The 17,647-nt window shown below is 49.5% G+C and carries 12 protein-coding genes; all 12 read left to right on the top strand.

The genetic code is table 11. From position 1 onward, the window contains the following. Positions 1–33: 33 nt before the first annotated feature. The 12 genes from HP568_RS05890 to meaB all read left to right on the top strand — a co-directional run bounded on the left by HP568_RS05890 (position 34) and on the right by meaB (position 17,644). Positions 34–1,662: a peptide ABC transporter substrate-binding protein gene (locus tag HP568_RS05890; protein ID WP_173628599.1), complete on the top strand. Its 1,629-nt coding sequence runs from the start codon at positions 34–36 to the stop codon at positions 1,660–1,662. An 80-nt stretch (positions 1,663–1,742) separates the two neighbouring features. Further along, entirely contained in the window at positions 1,743–3,545 is a 1,803-nt protein-coding gene (locus HP568_RS05885; RefSeq protein ID WP_173628598.1) for a S9 family peptidase, read from the top strand. Between the two features lie 5 nt (positions 3,546–3,550). Next, the gene (locus HP568_RS05880) at positions 3,551–5,566 is read left to right on the top strand and encodes a S9 family peptidase (RefSeq protein ID WP_173628597.1); all 2,016 of its coding nucleotides are present in this window, start codon (positions 3,551–3,553) and stop codon (positions 5,564–5,566) included. 30 nt (positions 5,567–5,596) lie between these two features. After that, on the top strand, positions 5,597–6,976 hold the full coding sequence (locus HP568_RS05875) for a M20/M25/M40 family metallo-hydrolase (RefSeq protein WP_173628596.1): 1,380 nt from the start codon (positions 5,597–5,599) through the stop codon (positions 6,974–6,976). A 174-nt stretch (positions 6,977–7,150) separates the two neighbouring features. Continuing rightward, a complete protein-coding gene (msrA, locus tag HP568_RS05870; protein WP_048032813.1) occupies positions 7,151–8,122 on the top strand; it encodes a peptide-methionine (S)-S-oxide reductase MsrA in 972 nt (323 codons plus the stop codon). Positions 8,123–8,218: 96 nt separating this feature from the next. Beyond that, positions 8,219–9,793, top strand: coding sequence for a glutathione ABC transporter substrate-binding protein (locus HP568_RS05865; RefSeq protein WP_173628595.1), 1,575 nt, complete (start codon positions 8,219–8,221; stop codon positions 9,791–9,793). Between the two features lie 95 nt (positions 9,794–9,888). Beyond that, positions 9,889–10,785, top strand: coding sequence for a M15 family metallopeptidase (locus HP568_RS05860; RefSeq protein WP_173628594.1), 897 nt, complete (start codon positions 9,889–9,891; stop codon positions 10,783–10,785). 80 nt (positions 10,786–10,865) lie between these two features. Beyond that, on the top strand, positions 10,866–11,513 hold the full coding sequence (locus HP568_RS05855; RefSeq protein ID WP_007726477.1) for a TetR/AcrR family transcriptional regulator: 648 nt from the start codon (positions 10,866–10,868) through the stop codon (positions 11,511–11,513). Positions 11,514–11,753: 240 nt separating this feature from the next. Further along, on the top strand, positions 11,754–12,269 hold the full coding sequence (gene accB, locus HP568_RS05850; RefSeq protein ID WP_173628593.1) for an acetyl-CoA carboxylase biotin carboxyl carrier protein: 516 nt from the start codon (positions 11,754–11,756) through the stop codon (positions 12,267–12,269). A 31-nt stretch (positions 12,270–12,300) separates the two neighbouring features. Then, positions 12,301–14,424 (top strand): methylmalonyl-CoA mutase family protein, encoded by a 2,124-nt coding sequence (locus tag HP568_RS05845; protein ID WP_173628592.1) that lies wholly within the window; start codon positions 12,301–12,303, stop codon positions 14,422–14,424. Continuing rightward, a complete protein-coding gene (gene scpA / locus HP568_RS05840) occupies positions 14,424–16,595 on the top strand; it encodes a methylmalonyl-CoA mutase (protein WP_048032818.1) in 2,172 nt (723 codons plus the stop codon). The genes HP568_RS05845 and scpA overlap by 1 nt, the downstream gene beginning before the upstream one ends. After that, on the top strand, positions 16,592–17,644 hold the full coding sequence (gene meaB, locus HP568_RS05835) for a methylmalonyl Co-A mutase-associated GTPase MeaB (protein ID WP_173628591.1): 1,053 nt from the start codon (positions 16,592–16,594) through the stop codon (positions 17,642–17,644). The genes scpA and meaB overlap by 4 nt, the downstream gene beginning before the upstream one ends. Positions 17,645–17,647: the final 3 nt, after the last annotated feature.

Raw genomic sequence — 17,647 nt, 5'->3', positions numbered from 1 at the left:
GATTTTCTATCTTAATATATAGGGGGAAACAACGTGAAGAAATTAGCTGCCTTTGCCCTGTCGCTCTCGCTCGTCATTCCGGCTCTAGCTGGTTGCGGCGGTAGTGGCGAGTCAGCATCGACTGGAGGTACCACTACGCCAGGCGCTGCTGCCAAACAAGAAGTTGTGTTCAATGCCAAATCTGAGCCACCAGACTTGAACCCGCTCACTTCAACGGATACCACGTCCTTCTGGATCATGGATCACTTGGGGGAAGGTCTGTACACCAAGGACAAGGATGGCAATCCAATCTTGGGAACAGCAAAGGAAGTGAAGCTGTCGGATGACAAGCTCAAGTACACGTTCATTTTGCGCGATGATGCGAAGTGGACCAATGGTGAGCCGGTTACAGCAGAGGATTTTGCTTACACGTATATGAAGCATCTTGATCCGGCAACAGCTTCGACTACTGCTTATCTGCTCTACTACATCAAAGGTGGAGAAGCGTACAATAAAGGTACAGGAAAAGCAGAAGATGTAGGCATCAAGGCGGTCGATGCAAAAACGCTCGAAATCGAGCTGGTCGCACCTACCTCGTATTTTGACAAAATGCTGGCTACCCGTTACTGGCACCCAATCAACAAGAAGCAGGCAGAAGCGAATCCAAAATGGGCAGCGGATGCGGACAGCTACATCTCCAATGGCGCTTACAAGCTCGTTTCCTGGAAGCATGACTCTGAGCTCGTGATTGAAAAGAACGAGCATTATTGGAACAAAGCTGACGTAAAAATGGATAAGATCACCTGGAAAATGGTGAATGACGCCACGACTGCTTATCAGATGTACAAGAGTGGCGAGCTCGACTTCAACAAAGAGATGCCTTCTGACATCCTCGCGCAAGAAAAATCGAGCCCAGATTTCAAATCCGTTCCTTACTATGGTACGTACATGTACATGTTTAACGTAACGAAAGAACCATTTACGAATAAAAAGGTTCGCAAAGCTTTCGCCATGTCGCTCGACCGTAAAGCACTGTCCGAAATGGTAAGCCAAGGTGGAGAGACACCAGCTTACTCCATGGTTCCGCGTGGAGCGATGCAACCAAACGGAAAAGACTTCCGCGAAGAGGGCGGGGACTACTTCAAGGAAGATTACGAAGCAGCGAAGAAGCTGCTGGCTGAAGGTATGCAAGAAGAAGGCTGGTCCACACTGCCAGAAGTTACACTCATGTACAACACCGATGAAAGCCATAAGAAAATAGCACAGGCGATCCAAGAAATGCTCAAGAAAAACTTGGGCGTAGAAGTGAAAATGACAAACCAAGAGTGGAAAGTGTATCTGGATACAACGAAACAAAAGAACTATCAAATGGGCCGTATGGGCTGGGTAGGTCAAATCAACGACCCTGCATTTAACCTGGACTACTATTTGGGTGAAAGCCCGAACAACCGTACTGGTTGGGTGAACAAAGAGTATGATCAGTTGAATATGGCGGCAAAAGTTGAGCAAGACCCGAACAAGCGTATGGAACTGCTTCACCAGGCAGAAGCCATTTTGATGGACGAAATGCCATTCATTCCAGTCTACCACTACCAGCAAAACTATTTGGTGAAACCGATTTTAGAAGGTCTCACTTTCCCAGTCAACGCGTTCCCAAGCGCTCGCTGGGCAACAAAAAAATAGAAAAAAAGAGGAGCTTCTCCTCTTTTTTCTCTTTACATACTCCAAGGAACAACTAGCAAAAGTGGAAAGGATGATTTCTCGTGATTTTGGACTATCTGCAAGTGAAATCCGCGTATCAATTGAAGGTGGTACCGCAGCGTAGAGAGATTACCTTTTTAACGAAGCTGACAGGTATTGCGCAGTTGTGGCGCTGGAATGAAGAGTACAACCGCTCGGAGCAAGTGACCTTTTTGCCTGATCGTGTGGTAGAAGTTGACCATTCCCCGTGCGGAACGAAAACGATTGTCGGTATGGACAACAAGGGTGACGAGCGACAGCAGTTCTTTTTGCTAACAGAAAATGGTGCAGTCGTGAAGCCCCTGACAGACGCTCCTGATTATTTTCACTATTTGGGAGGATGGTCTCCATGTGGGAAAAAGATCGCGTGGTCCAGCAATCGTCGCAATCCGCGCAGCTTTGATATTTTTGTACAGGATGTCGAGAGCGGTGCGTATGAAGAAGTCTTCCGCTATGATGGGCGCACAGATCCAATCGGCTGGCTACCAGACGGGACAGGACTCATTTTCAGCGTGCAGGAGACCAACATTGACAATTGCCTGTATTTGCTGAATCTGCAAACGAAGGAAGCACAAAAGCTCGCCATTTGTAATAAACATGCACGCTACCATTCCTTGGTACTGTCTAATGACGGACAAACGGGATATCTCGTAACCGACCGCGATGAAAACACAAAGGCGTTGTGCCGATTTTCACGGAGTACAGGAAAGCTGGACAAACTGGTGCACGACCCGAAATGGGACATCGAGGAGGCCAAATTATCCCCCGACGAGAAGCTACTTGCCTTCACGATCAATGAAGGAGGCTACTCCGTTCTTGCTCTCTATTCCTTGACAGAGCAACGCTGGGAGCGGGTGGAGGAAGCGCCACGGGGAGTGATCTCTTCCTTGGCGTGGGTGAGTGATGATCAGCTCGCTTTTACGCTGAAAAGTCCAACCCTTCCAGGCGATATCTGGACGTATACCATTTCGGAGAAAACCAGCAGACGTGTGACGAACATTGGTCAATCCGATGCTCTGGAGGATAAACTCATCGAGCCGGAATTGTCCACGTTTCACTCTTTTGATGGCTTGGAAGTGCCGTATTTCCTCTATGCCAAAGATACATCCGAGCATGCAGAGAAAAAACCAGTCGTCGTCTACGTCCATGGTGGGCCAGAGAGCCAAATTCGACCGGAGTATCATCCTGTTTTTCAATTTTTGGCGAACGAAGGCTTTACGGTGGTAGCACCGAATGTTCGCGGCAGTATGAGCTACGGTCGGGAATATGTCCAGCTCGATGATCGCCGCAAGCGGATGGATTCTGTAGCAGATTTGGCTTGGCTGGTCAAAGATTTGAGCAACCGTCCAAGCGTTGACCAGAATGCGATCGGCATCATGGGCCGCAGTTACGGAGGCTTCATGACACTAGCTGCGCTTACGCATTACCCTGACCTGTGGGCCGCGGGTGTTGATATTGTAGGGATTTCCCATTTCAAAACCTTTCTGGAGAACACTGGGGCATGGAGACGGAGATTGCGTGAGGTGGAGTACGGGTTCCTCGGCGAAGACGATGACTTTTTTGAAGAAATTGCTCCTTTGAATCATTCCCATAAGATCACGGCTCCGCTTCTCGTATTCCACGGTCGCAATGATACGCGTGTTCCTGTCAGCGAAGCAGAACAGCTCGTAGCTGACATGCGAGGCAGGGGACAAGAAGTCGATTTGCACATTTTTGAGGATGAAGGCCACTTTACCGAAAAGCTGGACAATCACATCACGTTGAATCAAAAGATTTCCCAGTTCTTTTTGGGGCAACTTGCATCCACCAATAAAATCGAGGAGTGAGTAGCATGACGCAAGCAAAAAGAGGCATAACGGCTGAAGATTTGTATCAAATGCGGTACGCGAGCGATCCGCAGCTATCACCAGACGGAAAAACGCTTGCTTATGTGGAAAATCAAATCGATGAGTCCCATGCTTACCAAAATCACTTGTATTTACGCAAATTGGATGCAGATGATCCACGGCCATTGACGTCTGGCTCCCGCGACACCTTTCCGCGCTGGTCGCCAGATGGTTCAAAGATTAGCTTTGTTTCGAACCGATCTGGAAAACCACAAATTTGGCTGATCGATGCAAACGGAGGAGAAGCAAGGCAACTCACGCGTTGCAAAAACGGTGTCAGCAATCCGATTTGGTCACCTGACGGCACATACATTGTCTTCTCTTCGATCCTGGATGAGGGTGAAACATTCGCAGACCTCGAGGGAACCGAGAAGAAAGAAAATGCCAAAGCCATTCATGTCGGAAGAATGAAGTACAAATCCGATGATCTCGGGTTCATTTACGAGAAAAACAAGCAGTTGGCCGTTGTTCATGTAGAAACAGGCGAGGTTACTCCACTCAGCGATGGCCCGTACAATCATACGATTGGTTCCTGGTCGCCGGACGGAAAATGGCTCGCCATTACGGCGAACCGAGCAGAAGACCCTGATATTCAGCATAGTGTTGACGTTTTTCTCATCCCTTCGGAAGGGGGAGAATGGAAAAAGCTGACTAACAGCAAGGGGATTTTTGCCTATCCAACCTGGTCACCCGACGGTAAGAAGCTAGCGTATATCGGAAGTGAATTGGACACGCATTTGTACGCAGCGCAGAAGCGCATCTGGGTATATGATTTTGAAAAGGGCGACTATACTTGCATCACAAAGGATTGGGACGTACAGGTTGGCGATTCCACCATCGGGGACATGCGCTCGCCAGGTCACCCGAATCCAGGCGCTGTATGGACAGCAGACGGAAGAGGCATGTATTTCATTGCCAGCGAGCGAGGAAATTCCGGCATTTATCACGTAACGCTGGACGGACAAGTCACGAATGTTGTAGCGGGCAACCGGAATATATACGGCTTTTCTCTGCATGAAAACGAACAAACGGTGGTTGCTGCCATTAGTGATCCGTTTACGCCGGGCGACTTGTATCAAGTAAGTCTGAAGGACGGAGAAGAAAAACGTCTAACAGCGCTGAACGAAGAGTTATTTGCGGGTATTGAGCTCCCTGTTCCAGAAGAAATGGAGTTTGTCGCGAAGGATGGCTGGAAGCTGCACGGTTGGATGCTCAAGCCTGTCGGTTTTGAAGAAGGAAAAAAATACCCGATGGTTCTGCAAATTCATGGCGGGCCTCACTCCATGTACGGAAATACGTTTTTCCACGAGTTCCAGCTACTCGCTGCAAAAGGCTACGCCGTACTCTATACGAATCCGAGAGGGAGCTTTGGCTACGGAGAGCGTTTTGTTCAGGCGTGCTGCGGTGACTATGGAGGGAACGATTACCGCGATTTGATGACGGCCGTGCAATTTGCATGCGATCATTTCGATTTTGTCGATGAGGATCGCTTGGGTGTAGCAGGCGGCAGCTACGGTGGCTTCATGACGAACTGGATCGTAGGTAAAACCAATCGATTCAAAGCGGGTGTAACCGATCGGAGTATTTGCAACTGGGTAAGCTTTTACGGTGTCAGTGATATCGGTTACTTCTTCACTGCCGAAGAGATTCAGGCAAATCCATTCACGAATCCGGAAAAAATGTGGCAGCATTCACCGATTCGCTTGGTAGAGAACATCGAGACGCCTCTGCTGATCATGCATGGAGAACATGACTACCGTTGCCCAATCGAACAGGCGGAGCAGCTTTATGTAACATTGAAGCATCAAGGCAAGGCCCCGGTGTCCTTTGTCCGTTTCCCGGGTGCCAGTCATGAGCTTTCCCGCAGTGGTGATCCTGAGCAACGCGTGTTGAGGCTGCAATATACGACAGATTGGTTTGACAGCTATTTGGTTGCACACCAAAAAGAGACAGTCGAATAAGCAGTAAGTGCCAATAGGAGGTGCCCGATCGTGAACAAAGAACAAGTGATAGGTATCGTGCAAGAAAATTTGCCGCATGCAATCGAGAAGCTGATGCAATATTTGCGTTTTCCAACCGTATCCGCACAGCATAAGGCCATCCCAGAGACGGTTGAATACGTGGTCAAGATGATTCATGAGGTTGGTGGAGAGACAAAGGTACTCGACAATCTCGGCGGCAATCCAGTCGTGTATGCGTTTTTTGCAGCAGGCAGTGAAGGAGACGCCAGCAAAACGATCCTGTTTTATGATCACTACGATGTTCAACCACCTGAGCCGTTTCATGAGTGGAACACGGAGCCGTTTAACCCTACGATCATTGATGGAAAGCTGTATGCCCGTGGTGCTGCCGACAATAAAGGTGATCTCGTTGCGCGTCTGACGGCGATTCAGATTTTGCAGCAGCAAGCAGGCGGTTTGCCTTGCAACATCAAGTTCCTGATCGAGGGAGAAGAAGAGATTGGCAGCCCGAATCTGGAGCCATATCTTCGAGCGTACAAGGATCTTTTCCAGGCGGATGCCTGCATTTGGGAATTCGGTGGAAAGGACGAAAATGAGCGAATCAGCATGGTTGCCGGGATCAAAGGAATGGCGTATCTGGAGCTGACCTGCGTTGGGGCAGATATCGACATGCACTCCTCTGTCGGAGCGTATGTAGACAATGCAGCATGGCGCCTCATACAGGCATTGGCGACGATGAAAAATCAGGAAAACGAGATTTTGGTCGCAGGCTTCTTCGATGGGATCGAGGAACCGACAGCGGATGAAAAGAAAGTTGTTTCCGAATTGCCGTTCAGTGAAGAGGCGACAGCAGCGCTATACGGTTTGAAACGCCCATTGATTACCGCGGCAAACCATGTGGACCCACGAGAAGCCATGGTTTTTCACCCGACTATGACCATTTGCGGTCTGGATAGCGGCTATACGGGAGAGGGCGCGAAGACGGTGCTGCCGAAAAGTGCGAAGGCCAAGTTGGATTGCCGTCTTGTCCCAGGACAAGATCCACAGCACATCATGAATTGCATCGAGCATCATTTGGAGAAGCATGGTTTTACGGATATTACCGTCACCATGATCAACGGACAAAAAGCGTATCGCTCCGATTTCCATCATCCATTTGTTGCTCACGTACTGGATACGGCTCGCGTTATTTACGATCAGGAGCCAGTGCTTTCTCCAAACGCGGCAGGCACGGGTCCGATGTATATTTTCGGTGAACAGCTCAAGCTTCCGGTTGTCAGTACAGGGGTAGGCTGGGTAGGCTGCAAAGTACATGCGCCGAACGAATCCATCCGTTTGAAAGACTTCGAGGAAGGAATTGCCCATATGGTTGTCATGCTCTCTGGATTTGCCAAAGCGCTGTCAGAGTAGCAACAGACGAGTGAAGGAATCATGCAATCCGATAGCGAAAAGGGGGCCTTTCGTGTAAAAAGGTCTCCTTTCCTATTTGGAGCCCTCTTGCAGCACTTCCAGAGTGGCTTTGCTTTTGCAAACCATGTACAATCGTAAATGATAGTGTACATACATTTACAGGAGGCGAAATGCGTGAACAGCGATACACATCCATACGAAATCGCAACCTTTGCAGGCGGATGCTTCTGGTGCATGGTCAGTCCGTTTGACAAGATGCCAGGCATTCAAAAAGTCGTCTCCGGTTATACAGGCGGTCATGTCGAAAACCCTACCTATGAACAGGTATGCTCTGATACGACGGGACACTATGAAGCCATCCAAATCACATTTGATCCGTCGCTCATCTCCTACGAGGAATTGCTGCAGATGTTTTGGAGACAGATCGACCCGACGGACGCTGGTGGTCAATTCGGTGATCGAGGTCAATCGTATGCGCCTGCGATCTTCTATCATAATGAAGAGCAAGAAAGGCTTGCGCAAAAATCCAAGCAAGAGCTGGATGCGAGCGGTCGTTTCCAAAAGCCCATTGCAACGCTGATTTTGCCAGCCAAGCCGTTCTATCCGGCGGAGGAATACCATCAGGACTACTATAAGAAAAATCCGGTCCGCTACCAATACTACCGCGCGGCATCAGGCAGAGCGAAATTCACCAAGGAAGCATGGCGCGACCGTACGAAGCTGGAAGAATTGAAAAAAATCTTGACCCCGCTCCAGTATGAGGTAACGCAAAATAACGGGACAGAACGTCCATTTACGAACGAATTTTGGGATCACAAGGAAGAGGGCATCTACGTAGACATCGTCTCCAACGAGCCTTTGTTCAGTTCCCTGGACAAGTTCGATTCCGGCTGCGGGTGGCCATCCTTTACCAAGCCATTGCAAGAGGAAAACGTAACCGAGCATGTGGATTTAACACATAATATGATTCGTACAGAGGTTCGCAGTAAAGATGCGGATTCTCATCTTGGTCATGTTTTCGAGGACGGGCCTGGAGAAAATGGATTGCGTTACTGCATCAATTCAGCCGCATTGCGCTTCATTCCGAAGGATCGTTTGGAGGAAGAAGGCTTCGGGGAGTATAAGCGATTATTTGAAAAAGAATAGAGTGTGGACCGCTACTCTCCGGGAAACATGGGAGAAGGGCGGTCTTTTTGCTAAACATACAACTAGGTAAACATATGAGTATGCCGGGAGGGTCCAATGTACACGCAGAAATCCTTACACAGACGAATTGGACTGTTACTCGCAGCAATCATCGCCATATCAGGCTGTTCCGGTCAGGAGCCGCCTCACAACAATCAAGTCGTACCGACACCCCAAAACGTTGCCGAGGGTGGAACGTTAATCATTGCACGTATGTCGGATGCCGCGAATCTCGATCCCCATTTTATTTTGACGATCAATGAGGCGAGTGTCGTACAAGGAAAAGTGTATGAAGGGCTCGTCAAACGTGATCGGAACATGAACATTCAGCCACAGTTGGCAACGGCATGGAAACAAATCGATGATCTCACGTGGGAGTTTACGCTTCGACAAGGTGTTGTTTTTCATGATGGAACTCCCTTTCATGCACAGGCGGTCAAGAAAACATTTGATCGCGTATTAGATCCAGCCGTGGCTTCTCCTCGGGCAGCCATGTTCGAAAAAGTAAAACAGGTAAGGGTCATCGATCCGTACAGAGTTCAATTCATCCTTCACAAGCCTTTCGCACCTTTGCTTTCTATTTTGGCCAGTCACGAGGGGAGCATCATCAGTCCTGCTGCGATCGATCAATACGGACGGGAATTATCGCATCACCCGGTTGGTACTGGCCCTTATCAGTTCCAATCATGGGAGCCTGGCAGTCAAATTACGTTGAGCAAAAACCAGACTTATTGGGGCGAGACTGCTACGCTTGATCAAGTCGTCTTCAAAGTTGTTCCCGATGATGCAGCTCGTATTGCGATGGTCGAAAATGGAGAAGCCCATATTGCAGAGTCCGTCCCTGTCATGGAGCTGGATCGGATTCAAGCGTCCAACCAGATGCGTGTGTACCGCAGCGATGCGCTCGGGACGGAGTTTATCGGGTTTAATGTATCACGTCCACCACTGAATGATATCCGTGTGAGGAAGGCCATCAGTATGGCGATCGAGACGGGAGCGATCATTAAAGGGGTGTATAACAACGTAGGAACGAAGGCGAACTCACCGATGGGACCACATGTGTTCGGCTACAGTCCGACTGTGAAAAGCTACCCGTACGACATCAACCAAGCGCGTCGGTTGCTCGCAGAGGCGGGCTATCCAGATGGTTTTCCTATTCACATGATTACCTACAACAGACGGGATCGAATCTTGGTTGCCCAAGTGATACGGTCGCAATTAAAAGGGATCGGCATCGACGCGGAGCTAAAAGTCGTCAGCTACGATGAGTTTGTCCGAACCATTGAGAAAACGAAAGATCATGAGATTTTTGTCAGCGGCTGGGCAAATGCAACCGGGGATGCCGACTACAATCAGTACAATTTATTTCATACATCAGGAGGCGGGGCTGGCAACAGTTTTCAATACAGCAATCCCGAGCTGGATCGTCTGATCGAGGCTGGTCGTATGGAAACTGATCCTGCCAAAAGACTCGCCATTTACGCAAAAGCACAAGACGTGGAACTGCAAGATGCTTTGGTTGTTCCGATTCGCAATCTGGAGAATTTGGCTGTGATTAGCAACCATATTCAGGGCTTCTCCATCAGTCCAGCGGGTTATTTAAATATCGATCAGGTCGTGATTTCTCAATAAACATGTAACGAAACGCCGGTCAATTATGTCATAATAGGTACGTACTTTTATTACCTACATAATTGGATCAGCTCCAAAATGAAAGGAACGTTACAATGAGAAGTTTTCGACACCGACTTTTGCATCCGCTCGTACTCGTAACGGCAATGACATTCGTGTTGTCTGGATGTAACAGTACAGCGGCTCCACAAGAACCACAGACACCATCAGCCGTGGAGACGCCAACTCCTCCAAAGAAGGAAGAAGAGAAGCCAAAGGAGGAGACCACACCTCCACCGGCTGAAACACCAAAGCAAGAACAACCGGAGCACCCCCAGAAACCAACGGAAACGAAGCCGGCAGAAAAGCCAACCGCGGGTCAGCCACCTGAGCTATCGTTCCCGGACATCGAGGTCGTGGGTGAGCCAGAGAGTGTTGCTGTACTGGTGAACAAACAACGCAAGCTTCCAGAGAACTATCAGCCAAATGATCTAGTGTTTCCAAACGTACCTTACTTGCTCCCGGAAAAGAGCGAGAAACGCAAAATGCGCAAAGAAGCTGCGGGTGCGCTTGAGCAGTTATTTGCGGCAGCCCAGGCTGACGGAATCCAGTTGGCAGGTGTTTCTGCCTATCGCTCCCACGCCTACCAGAAAGCGCTGTTTAATCGCTATGTAAAAAAAGACGGCGTGGAGAAGGCACGGACTTACAGTGCCGTTCCTGGAACGAGTGAGCATGAAACGGGACTCGCCATTGACGTCTCCGGTAAGGATGGCAAATGTGCAGCAACGAGCTGCTTTGCCGGAACCAAAGAAGCGAAGTGGCTAGATGAAAACGTCGAGAAATTTGGATTTATCATTCGCTACCCAGAGGGAAAAGACGCGATTACAGGCTATATTTATGAGCCGTGGCATTTGCGTTATGTAGGTGTCGAGATCGCGCAAGAAATCGGGGAAAAAGGGATTACGCTCGAAGAATATTCAGGTGCCGTGCCTGTTTCCACACCAACGAATTAAGGAAGAAACGCTGATCTCTCACCGAAGAGAATCGGCGTTTTTGCTATGCAGTTATGCTATAATGTTCACGGGTGAAGATAATGGTCGAAAAATCAATCAGAGAACGTATTATTGAAACATCCATGCGCTTGTTTGAGGCAAATGGCTACCACAAAGTGACTGTGGATCAAATTGTGAAAGAAAGCGGAACGTCAAAGGGAGGATTTTATCACAACTTCAAATCCAAGGATGAACTCCTCTACATCATTCATGATCAATTTATTACGTATGTGTTGGAGAAAGCAGAGGAAGCTTACGAGAAGTGGGATACCCCAACGGAGCGACTCCAAGCCATCGTAAAATCCTTCGTCATGATGATTGATCTGTACCGCTCGCAGGTTACGATCTTTTATCAGGAAAGCTTGTTTTTAGCTCCCGAGTACTACACGGATATTGAAACGAAACGGGATCGCTATAAAAAAATCATGTTCACCGTCATTTCGGATGGGATCGAATCGGGTGAGTTCCGTCCAGAGCTGCCAGTACCGATTGTGTCTATGGCTATCTTTGGCATGGTGAACTGGATTTACAAATGGTATCAAAAGTCAGGGACGTACTCGATCGAGCAAATCGCGGATATTTACGCAGATATGGTTCTTCATTCTGTTTTGAAATCAGAATCGATGGAAAACCCGGCATTTCAACGTTTTTTCCTGCAATCACAAGAAAATCCCTTCAAGCCATTGTAGGGGTGCTAACAAGGATCATGCGGCTACACTCAAGCTTTTCGATAGGAGACAGGGGCATAGTCGCTTGATGGTCCCTTATCAAATACATTGATCAGACCAACTAGTTGGTCTGTACTAGTATTCTGACATTTGTTATAATATCAAAAAGACCAACTGGTCGGTCTTGAACAATCATTACAGACCAACCAGTCGGTTCGTGAGGTTGTGACAGTCAGTATCGGAAATAGGGGAGGAATAGTTGTGCTTACCATTTACGAATTACGAGAACTTGTGAAGCTATTGGAGCAGACGGACATAGAATCTTTTGAGGTAAATGATGAAGATTCTTCTTTGCGTATCAAACGAAGTAATGGGAATCAAATCACAGCCGTACATCAGACCCCCGTACCAACCAAAAGCGCACCAATTGTGACGATGGCACCCGTTGTCCCTTTGCCTAAAAAAGAAACGATTGAGCGCCCGGTCGAAAAAGTCCCTGTAGAAGCGCCTCAGAAATCGGCGGAAGTGACGGAAAACTTGTACAAAATCACTTCACCCATGGTAGGAACCTTCTATGCAGCACCCGCAGTTGACGCAGCACCATATGTATCCGTCAATGATCGGGTAGAGCCAACTACCATTGTCTGTATTGTCGAAGCCATGAAGCTGTTTAACGAGATTGAAGCAGAAGTAAAAGGAGAGATTGTCCAAGTCTTGGTGGAAAACGGTCAGTTGGTCGAGCATGGACAGCCGTTATTCCTGGTGAAGCAGGCGTAATGGAGCAGCTTTTAAGGGGAGGACTGGAAGAGTGAGCAAACATACATGGTTCAAGGAATTCTCCGTTCCTACGTACGAGCAATGGCGGGAAGCGGCAGAAAAATCGCTAAAGGGCGCATCCTTTGATGTCAAGCTACTGACGAATTCGTACGAGGGGATTGTCCGCCAGCCAATCTATCGGTACGAAGATGTCAAAACATTGCCGCATCTGGAAGCGCTGCCAGGAGAAGCGCCTTTTCATAGAGGGAATCAACAGCCTAACGAGCGGAAGGAACACAAATGGCAGGTCTGTCAGGAAATTATCGCAACGAGTGCCAAGGCTTTCAATCAGGCGGCCGTAGAGGACTTAGGGCGCGGGCAAACGATGCTGCATTTGATGGTGGACCAAGCGACATTGGCTGGATTTGATCCTGACGAAGCATTGCCAGATACGATTGGTCACAAAGGGGTATCTGTTTTTTGCCGAGGGGATGTAGAGCAGGCATTTCAAGGGGTGAAGCTTTCAGAGGTCCCTCTTTTCGTGAACACAGGAGCACTTGGCTTGCCCGTACTTTCACTCATTTTGGCACATGTTGAAGCGACAGGCCAACAAGTCTCCGAACTTCGCGGATGCATCGGGCAAGACCCTGTAGCGGTTCTGCTCACAGAGGGCAAGCTCCCTTGTTCCTTGCAGACAGCTTATCACGCTATGGCAAGCATGACGAAATGGGCAAAAGATCATGCGCCTGCGCTGAAGACGATCCTGGTTCAAAGCAATCCGTATCAGGACGGCGGTGGAAACGCAGTAACCGAACTTGCTTTTTCTCTGGCTACAGGGGTCGACTATTTGCAAGCGATGCTTGAGCGGGGGCTTTCCATAGAGGATATCGCAACACGGATGCAATTCTCGTATTCGATCGGTTCAGACGTTTTCATGGAAATCGCGAAGTTGCGTGCAGCAAGAATGCTCTGGTCAAACATCGTGGCGGCCTACGGCGGATCAACGGAGGCCCAAAAGATGACGATTCACGCCAGAACTTCGGCCTGGACGAAGACGATTTACGATCCGTATGTCAATATGCTGCGTTCCACGACAGAAGCGTTCTCAGCCGTCATTGGCGGAGCAGACAGTCTGCATGTTTCCGCATTTGACGAAGCGATCCGTCCTGCCAATGAGTTTTCAAGAAGAATCGCCAGAAATACGCAAATTATTTTGAAAGAAGAAGCGCATTTGGCAAAAGTGATCGACCCTGCGGGAGGTTCTTGGTACGTAGAATGGCTCACAGATGCATTAGCGAAAAAAGCATGGGGGCTGTTCCAGCAGGTAGAAGCACACGGTGGCATGCTGAGTGCATTAGAAGCAGGCTTCCCACAAGGCTTGATTGCCCAGATCGCAGATCAAAAAGCAGCGAGCATCGATACGCGTAAAAAGCGTTTGGTTGGAACGAACATGTATGCCAATACGGCTGAGCAGCCACTGAAGGCCGAGAGTCTTCCGAGCATTCACGAAGAGCGAGCAGCAGAAGCACAATCCCTTCGGCTGAAACAGGACACGACTCTTCTCACAGTATCGCTCGATGAGTTGGCGAAACATACGGATGAGCTCGTGGAACGTGCAGTAAAAGCGGTACTTCATGGAGCGACTGTGGGCGATATCGCGAAAGCCATGAGACGTGAAGATTCAGTACAGACAATCATCCAGCCACTCCGTATCCACCGGGCATCCGAGCGCTTTGAAGCCTTGCGGATGCAGGCAGATGATTTCTTGAAAACAACAGGCAAAAGACCAACCGTGTTTCTTGCGACGATGGGTCCAGTGGCAAAGCATAAGGCACGGGCAGATTTCGCATCAGAGTTTTTTGCGGTTGGCGGCTTTGACGTATGGCGCATGCAAGCATTCTCTACCCCTGTAGAGGCGGCAGAAGCTGCGGTGGCATCGGGTGCGATGATTACGGTCATTTGTTCGGACGATGCGAGTTATCCGGAGCAGGTTCCACCTTTGGCACATGCAATCAAGCAACATGTACCTCAAATGACGGTTCTGTTGGCTGGCTTGCCTGACGCGGAGCAGTTGGCTACTTATAAGGCGGCCGGTGTAGATGATTGCATCCACATGCGTTCCAATTGTTACGAGATACTGCGAGAACTTCAGGAGCGGATAGGAGTGGGCACATAATGAAGCGACCTGATTTTTCACAAATGGCTTATCAGTCTAAAAGAGATGTGTCTGATTTGTTTCCTCAACTGGGTACAAACCCACAAGGAATGGAGCAAATGTGGCAGACACTGGAGCAGATCCCTGTAAAACCTCTTTACACAATGGAAGATGTGCAGGGAATGGATCATCTCGGCTACATGCCTGGCTTGCCCCCGTACACACGCGGACCGTATCCGACGATGTACGTGACTCAGCCATGGACAGTTCGGCAATATGCCGGATTTTCTACGGCGGAAGAGAGTAATGCTTTTTACCGACGGAATTTGGCTGCGGGACAAAAAGGGTTGTCGATTGCCTTCGACCTCGCGACACATCGCGGCTATGACTCTGACCATCCCCGGGTAGTTGGTGATGTCGGGAAAGCAGGCGTGGCAGTTGATTCCATTCTCGATATGAAAATTTTGTTCGACGGCATCCCCCTCGATAAAATGTCCGTCTCCATGACGATGAACGGGGCCGTTTTGCCTATTATGGCGTTCTATATCGTGGCAGCAGAAGAGCAAGGGGTATCGCAGGCGGAGCTCACCGGAACGATCCAAAATGACATTTTGAAGGAATACATGGTTCGGAATACTTACATTTATCCGCCAGAAGCGTCGATGAAGATCATTTCCGATATTTTTGCCTACACCTCCAAGCACATGCCCAAATTCAACAGTATCAGTATTTCAGGCTACCATCTGCAGGAAGCGGGTGCGACTGCGGATATTGAATTGGCCTACACATTGGCAGATGGCTTGGAATACGTTCGTACTGGTCTTGCAGCAGGCATCGACATCGATGCGTTTGCGCCGCGACTGTCCTTTTTCTGGGCGATTGGCATGAACTACTTCATGGAAGTGGCGAAAATGCGAGCAGGCCGCTTGATTTGGGCCAATCTGATCAAGCAGTTCCATCCGAAAAATGAAAAATCGATGGCACTGCGGACACACTCGCAAACGTCCGGATGGAGTTTGACGGAGCAAGACCCGTATAACAACGTGGTGCGGACGTGCATCGAAGCCATGGCCGCTGCTCTGGGGCATACCCAATCTCTGCATACGAACGCTCTGGATGAAGCGATTGCATTGCCGACCGATTTTTCAGCCCGGATCGCGCGAAATACACAGTTGTTTTTGCAGGACGAAACAGAGATAACCAAGGTCGTTGATCCGTGGGCAGGCTCCTACTACGTTGAGTCCTTGACTGCGCAGCTCGTAGAAAAAGCGTGGGCGCACATCGAAGAGATCGAAGCACTTGGCGGTATGGCAAAAGCAATTGAGACGGGATTGCCGAAAATGAAGATCGAGGAAGCGGCCGCACGCCGTCAGGCACATATCGATTCAGCAAAGGAAGCCATTATTGGCGTGAACAAATACCGTCTGGACAAGGAAGATCCACTGGAAATTCTTGAAGTCGACAACACAGCCGTCCGGGAAGCGCAAATCAGACGTTTGCAGGAGCTGCGCAATAACCGGGATGAGGCGAGAGTGCAAGCAACTCTTCAAGCCATTACGGAATGCGCGAAAACGGGCGAAGGAAATCTGTTGGAGCTGGCCATTGAAGCGGCGCGAGCAAGAGCTTCTTTGGGAGAAATATCGGATGCATATGAAAAGGTCGTGGGTAGACACAAGGCGGTCATTCGCTCCATTAGCGGCGTCTACAGTTCCGAATACGCAGATGCCGATGAAGTAGCGGCTGTGCGCAAGATGGCAGACGAATTCGAGCAGTGGGAAGGCAGACGTCCCCGTATTATGATCGCGAAAATGGGTCAAGACGGGCATGACAGGGGCGCGAAAGTGATTGCTACCGCTTTTGCCGATTTAGGCTTTGACGTCGATATCGGTCCGTTGTTCCAAACACCTGAGGAAACAGCGAAGCAGGCGATAGAAAATGACGTGCACGTCATCGGCTTCAGCTCGCTTGCAGCAGGACATAAAACATTGCTGCCACAACTGGTGGAAGAGCTCAAGAAGCTGGGACGCGAGGATATTGTCGTCGTCATAGGCGGTGTTATACCGGCGCAGGATTACGGCTTTTTGCGAGAGCATGGTGCGGCAGCTATCTTTGGGCCAGGAACAGTCATTCCTGTAGCAGCCCAGCACGTTCTGCAAGAGATCGTGTATCGCCTGGAGGCTGCTGGACAATGACCGGGGGCAAGGCTGACAAGAATTTCTTGAACGTTTCCTCCAAGGCACGTCTCCCACGCTTATCAGTGGATCAATACGTCAAAGGCGTACGGGAAAACAACCGAACGGTTTTGGCGCAGGCAATCACGCTGGTCGAGAGCAACGCTCCCGCTCATATGGATATGGCTCAAGAGGTAATCAAACAACTGCTTCCTCATACAGGTCAATCCATACGCATAGGGATATCTGGTGTGCCCGGTGCGGGTAAGAGCACGTTCATTGAAGCATTTGGCAGTATGCTTTGCGAAAAAGGTCATCGTGTCGCTGTTTTGGCCGTTGATCCGAGCAGTACGGTTACGCGCGGGAGCATTCTCGGCGACAAGACGCGGATGGAGCTCTTGTCACGCAATCAACAGGCGTTCATCCGACCTTCTGCCACGGGTGGCACGCTAGGCGGTGTCAATCGGAAGACGCGGGAAACGATGCTGATCTGCGAGGCTGCAGGCTATGATGTGATTTTGGTCGAGACGGTAGGGGTTGGACAGAGTGAGACGACAGTCAGGTCCATGGTCGATTTCTTTTTACTGCTGATGCTGACAGGGGCGGGCGATGAGCTGCAAGGAATCAAAAAAGGCATCATGGAAATTGCGGATGCGCTTCTGATTAATAAAGCCGATGGGGAAAATCGCACGCGTGCCTTGATCGCCAAAGGTGAATACAATCGTGTTCTGCATTACTTGCAGCCAGCAACCACTGGCTGGGAAACGAAGGCATATATGTGTTCCTCCCTGACAGGGGAAGGCATTGAAGATATTTGGGAGGTCATCGGTCAATTTCGTGAAACCACTATCCAATCAGGCGGCTTCGAGGCAAGACGCAAAGCGCAGCTACTCGATTGGATGCACAGTATGGCTCAGGACTACTTGCGCGCGACCTTTTTCGGCAATCAGCAAGTAGCCGAGCTGCTTCCAACCATTGAGGGAGCCGTTGCGAGTGGCGAAATTTCACCGACGAGCGCCGTACAGCAATTAGTGGCGATCTATGAGAATACGATCATGAAAAAGGAATAGAGA

The sequence above is a fragment of the Brevibacillus sp. MS2.2 genome, assembly GCF_013284345.1.
GTDB classification, from domain to species: Bacteria; Bacillota; Bacilli; order Brevibacillales; family Brevibacillaceae; genus Brevibacillus; species Brevibacillus brevis_C.
The sequence above is the reverse complement of the archived record's forward strand: the minus strand, read 5'-3'. Positions and strand labels throughout refer to the sequence as shown.

What these genes read in the sequence shown, in the direction of transcription:
- HP568_RS05880 (WP_173628597.1), top strand. Translation starts at nt 3,551, where the DNA reads ATGACGCAAGCAAAAAGAGGCATAACGGCTGAAGATTTGTATCAAATG.
- HP568_RS05865 (WP_173628595.1), top strand. Translation starts at nt 8,219, where the DNA reads ATGTACACGCAGAAATCCTTACACAGACGAATTGGACTGTTACTCGCA.
- HP568_RS05860 (WP_173628594.1), top strand. Translation starts at nt 9,889, where the DNA reads ATGAGAAGTTTTCGACACCGACTTTTGCATCCGCTCGTACTCGTAACG.
- HP568_RS05855 (WP_007726477.1), top strand. Translation starts at nt 10,866, where the DNA reads ATGGTCGAAAAATCAATCAGAGAACGTATTATTGAAACATCCATGCGC.
- scpA (WP_048032818.1), top strand. Translation starts at nt 14,424, where the DNA reads ATGAAGCGACCTGATTTTTCACAAATGGCTTATCAGTCTAAAAGAGAT.
- meaB (WP_173628591.1), top strand. Translation starts at nt 16,592, where the DNA reads ATGACCGGGGGCAAGGCTGACAAGAATTTCTTGAACGTTTCCTCCAAG.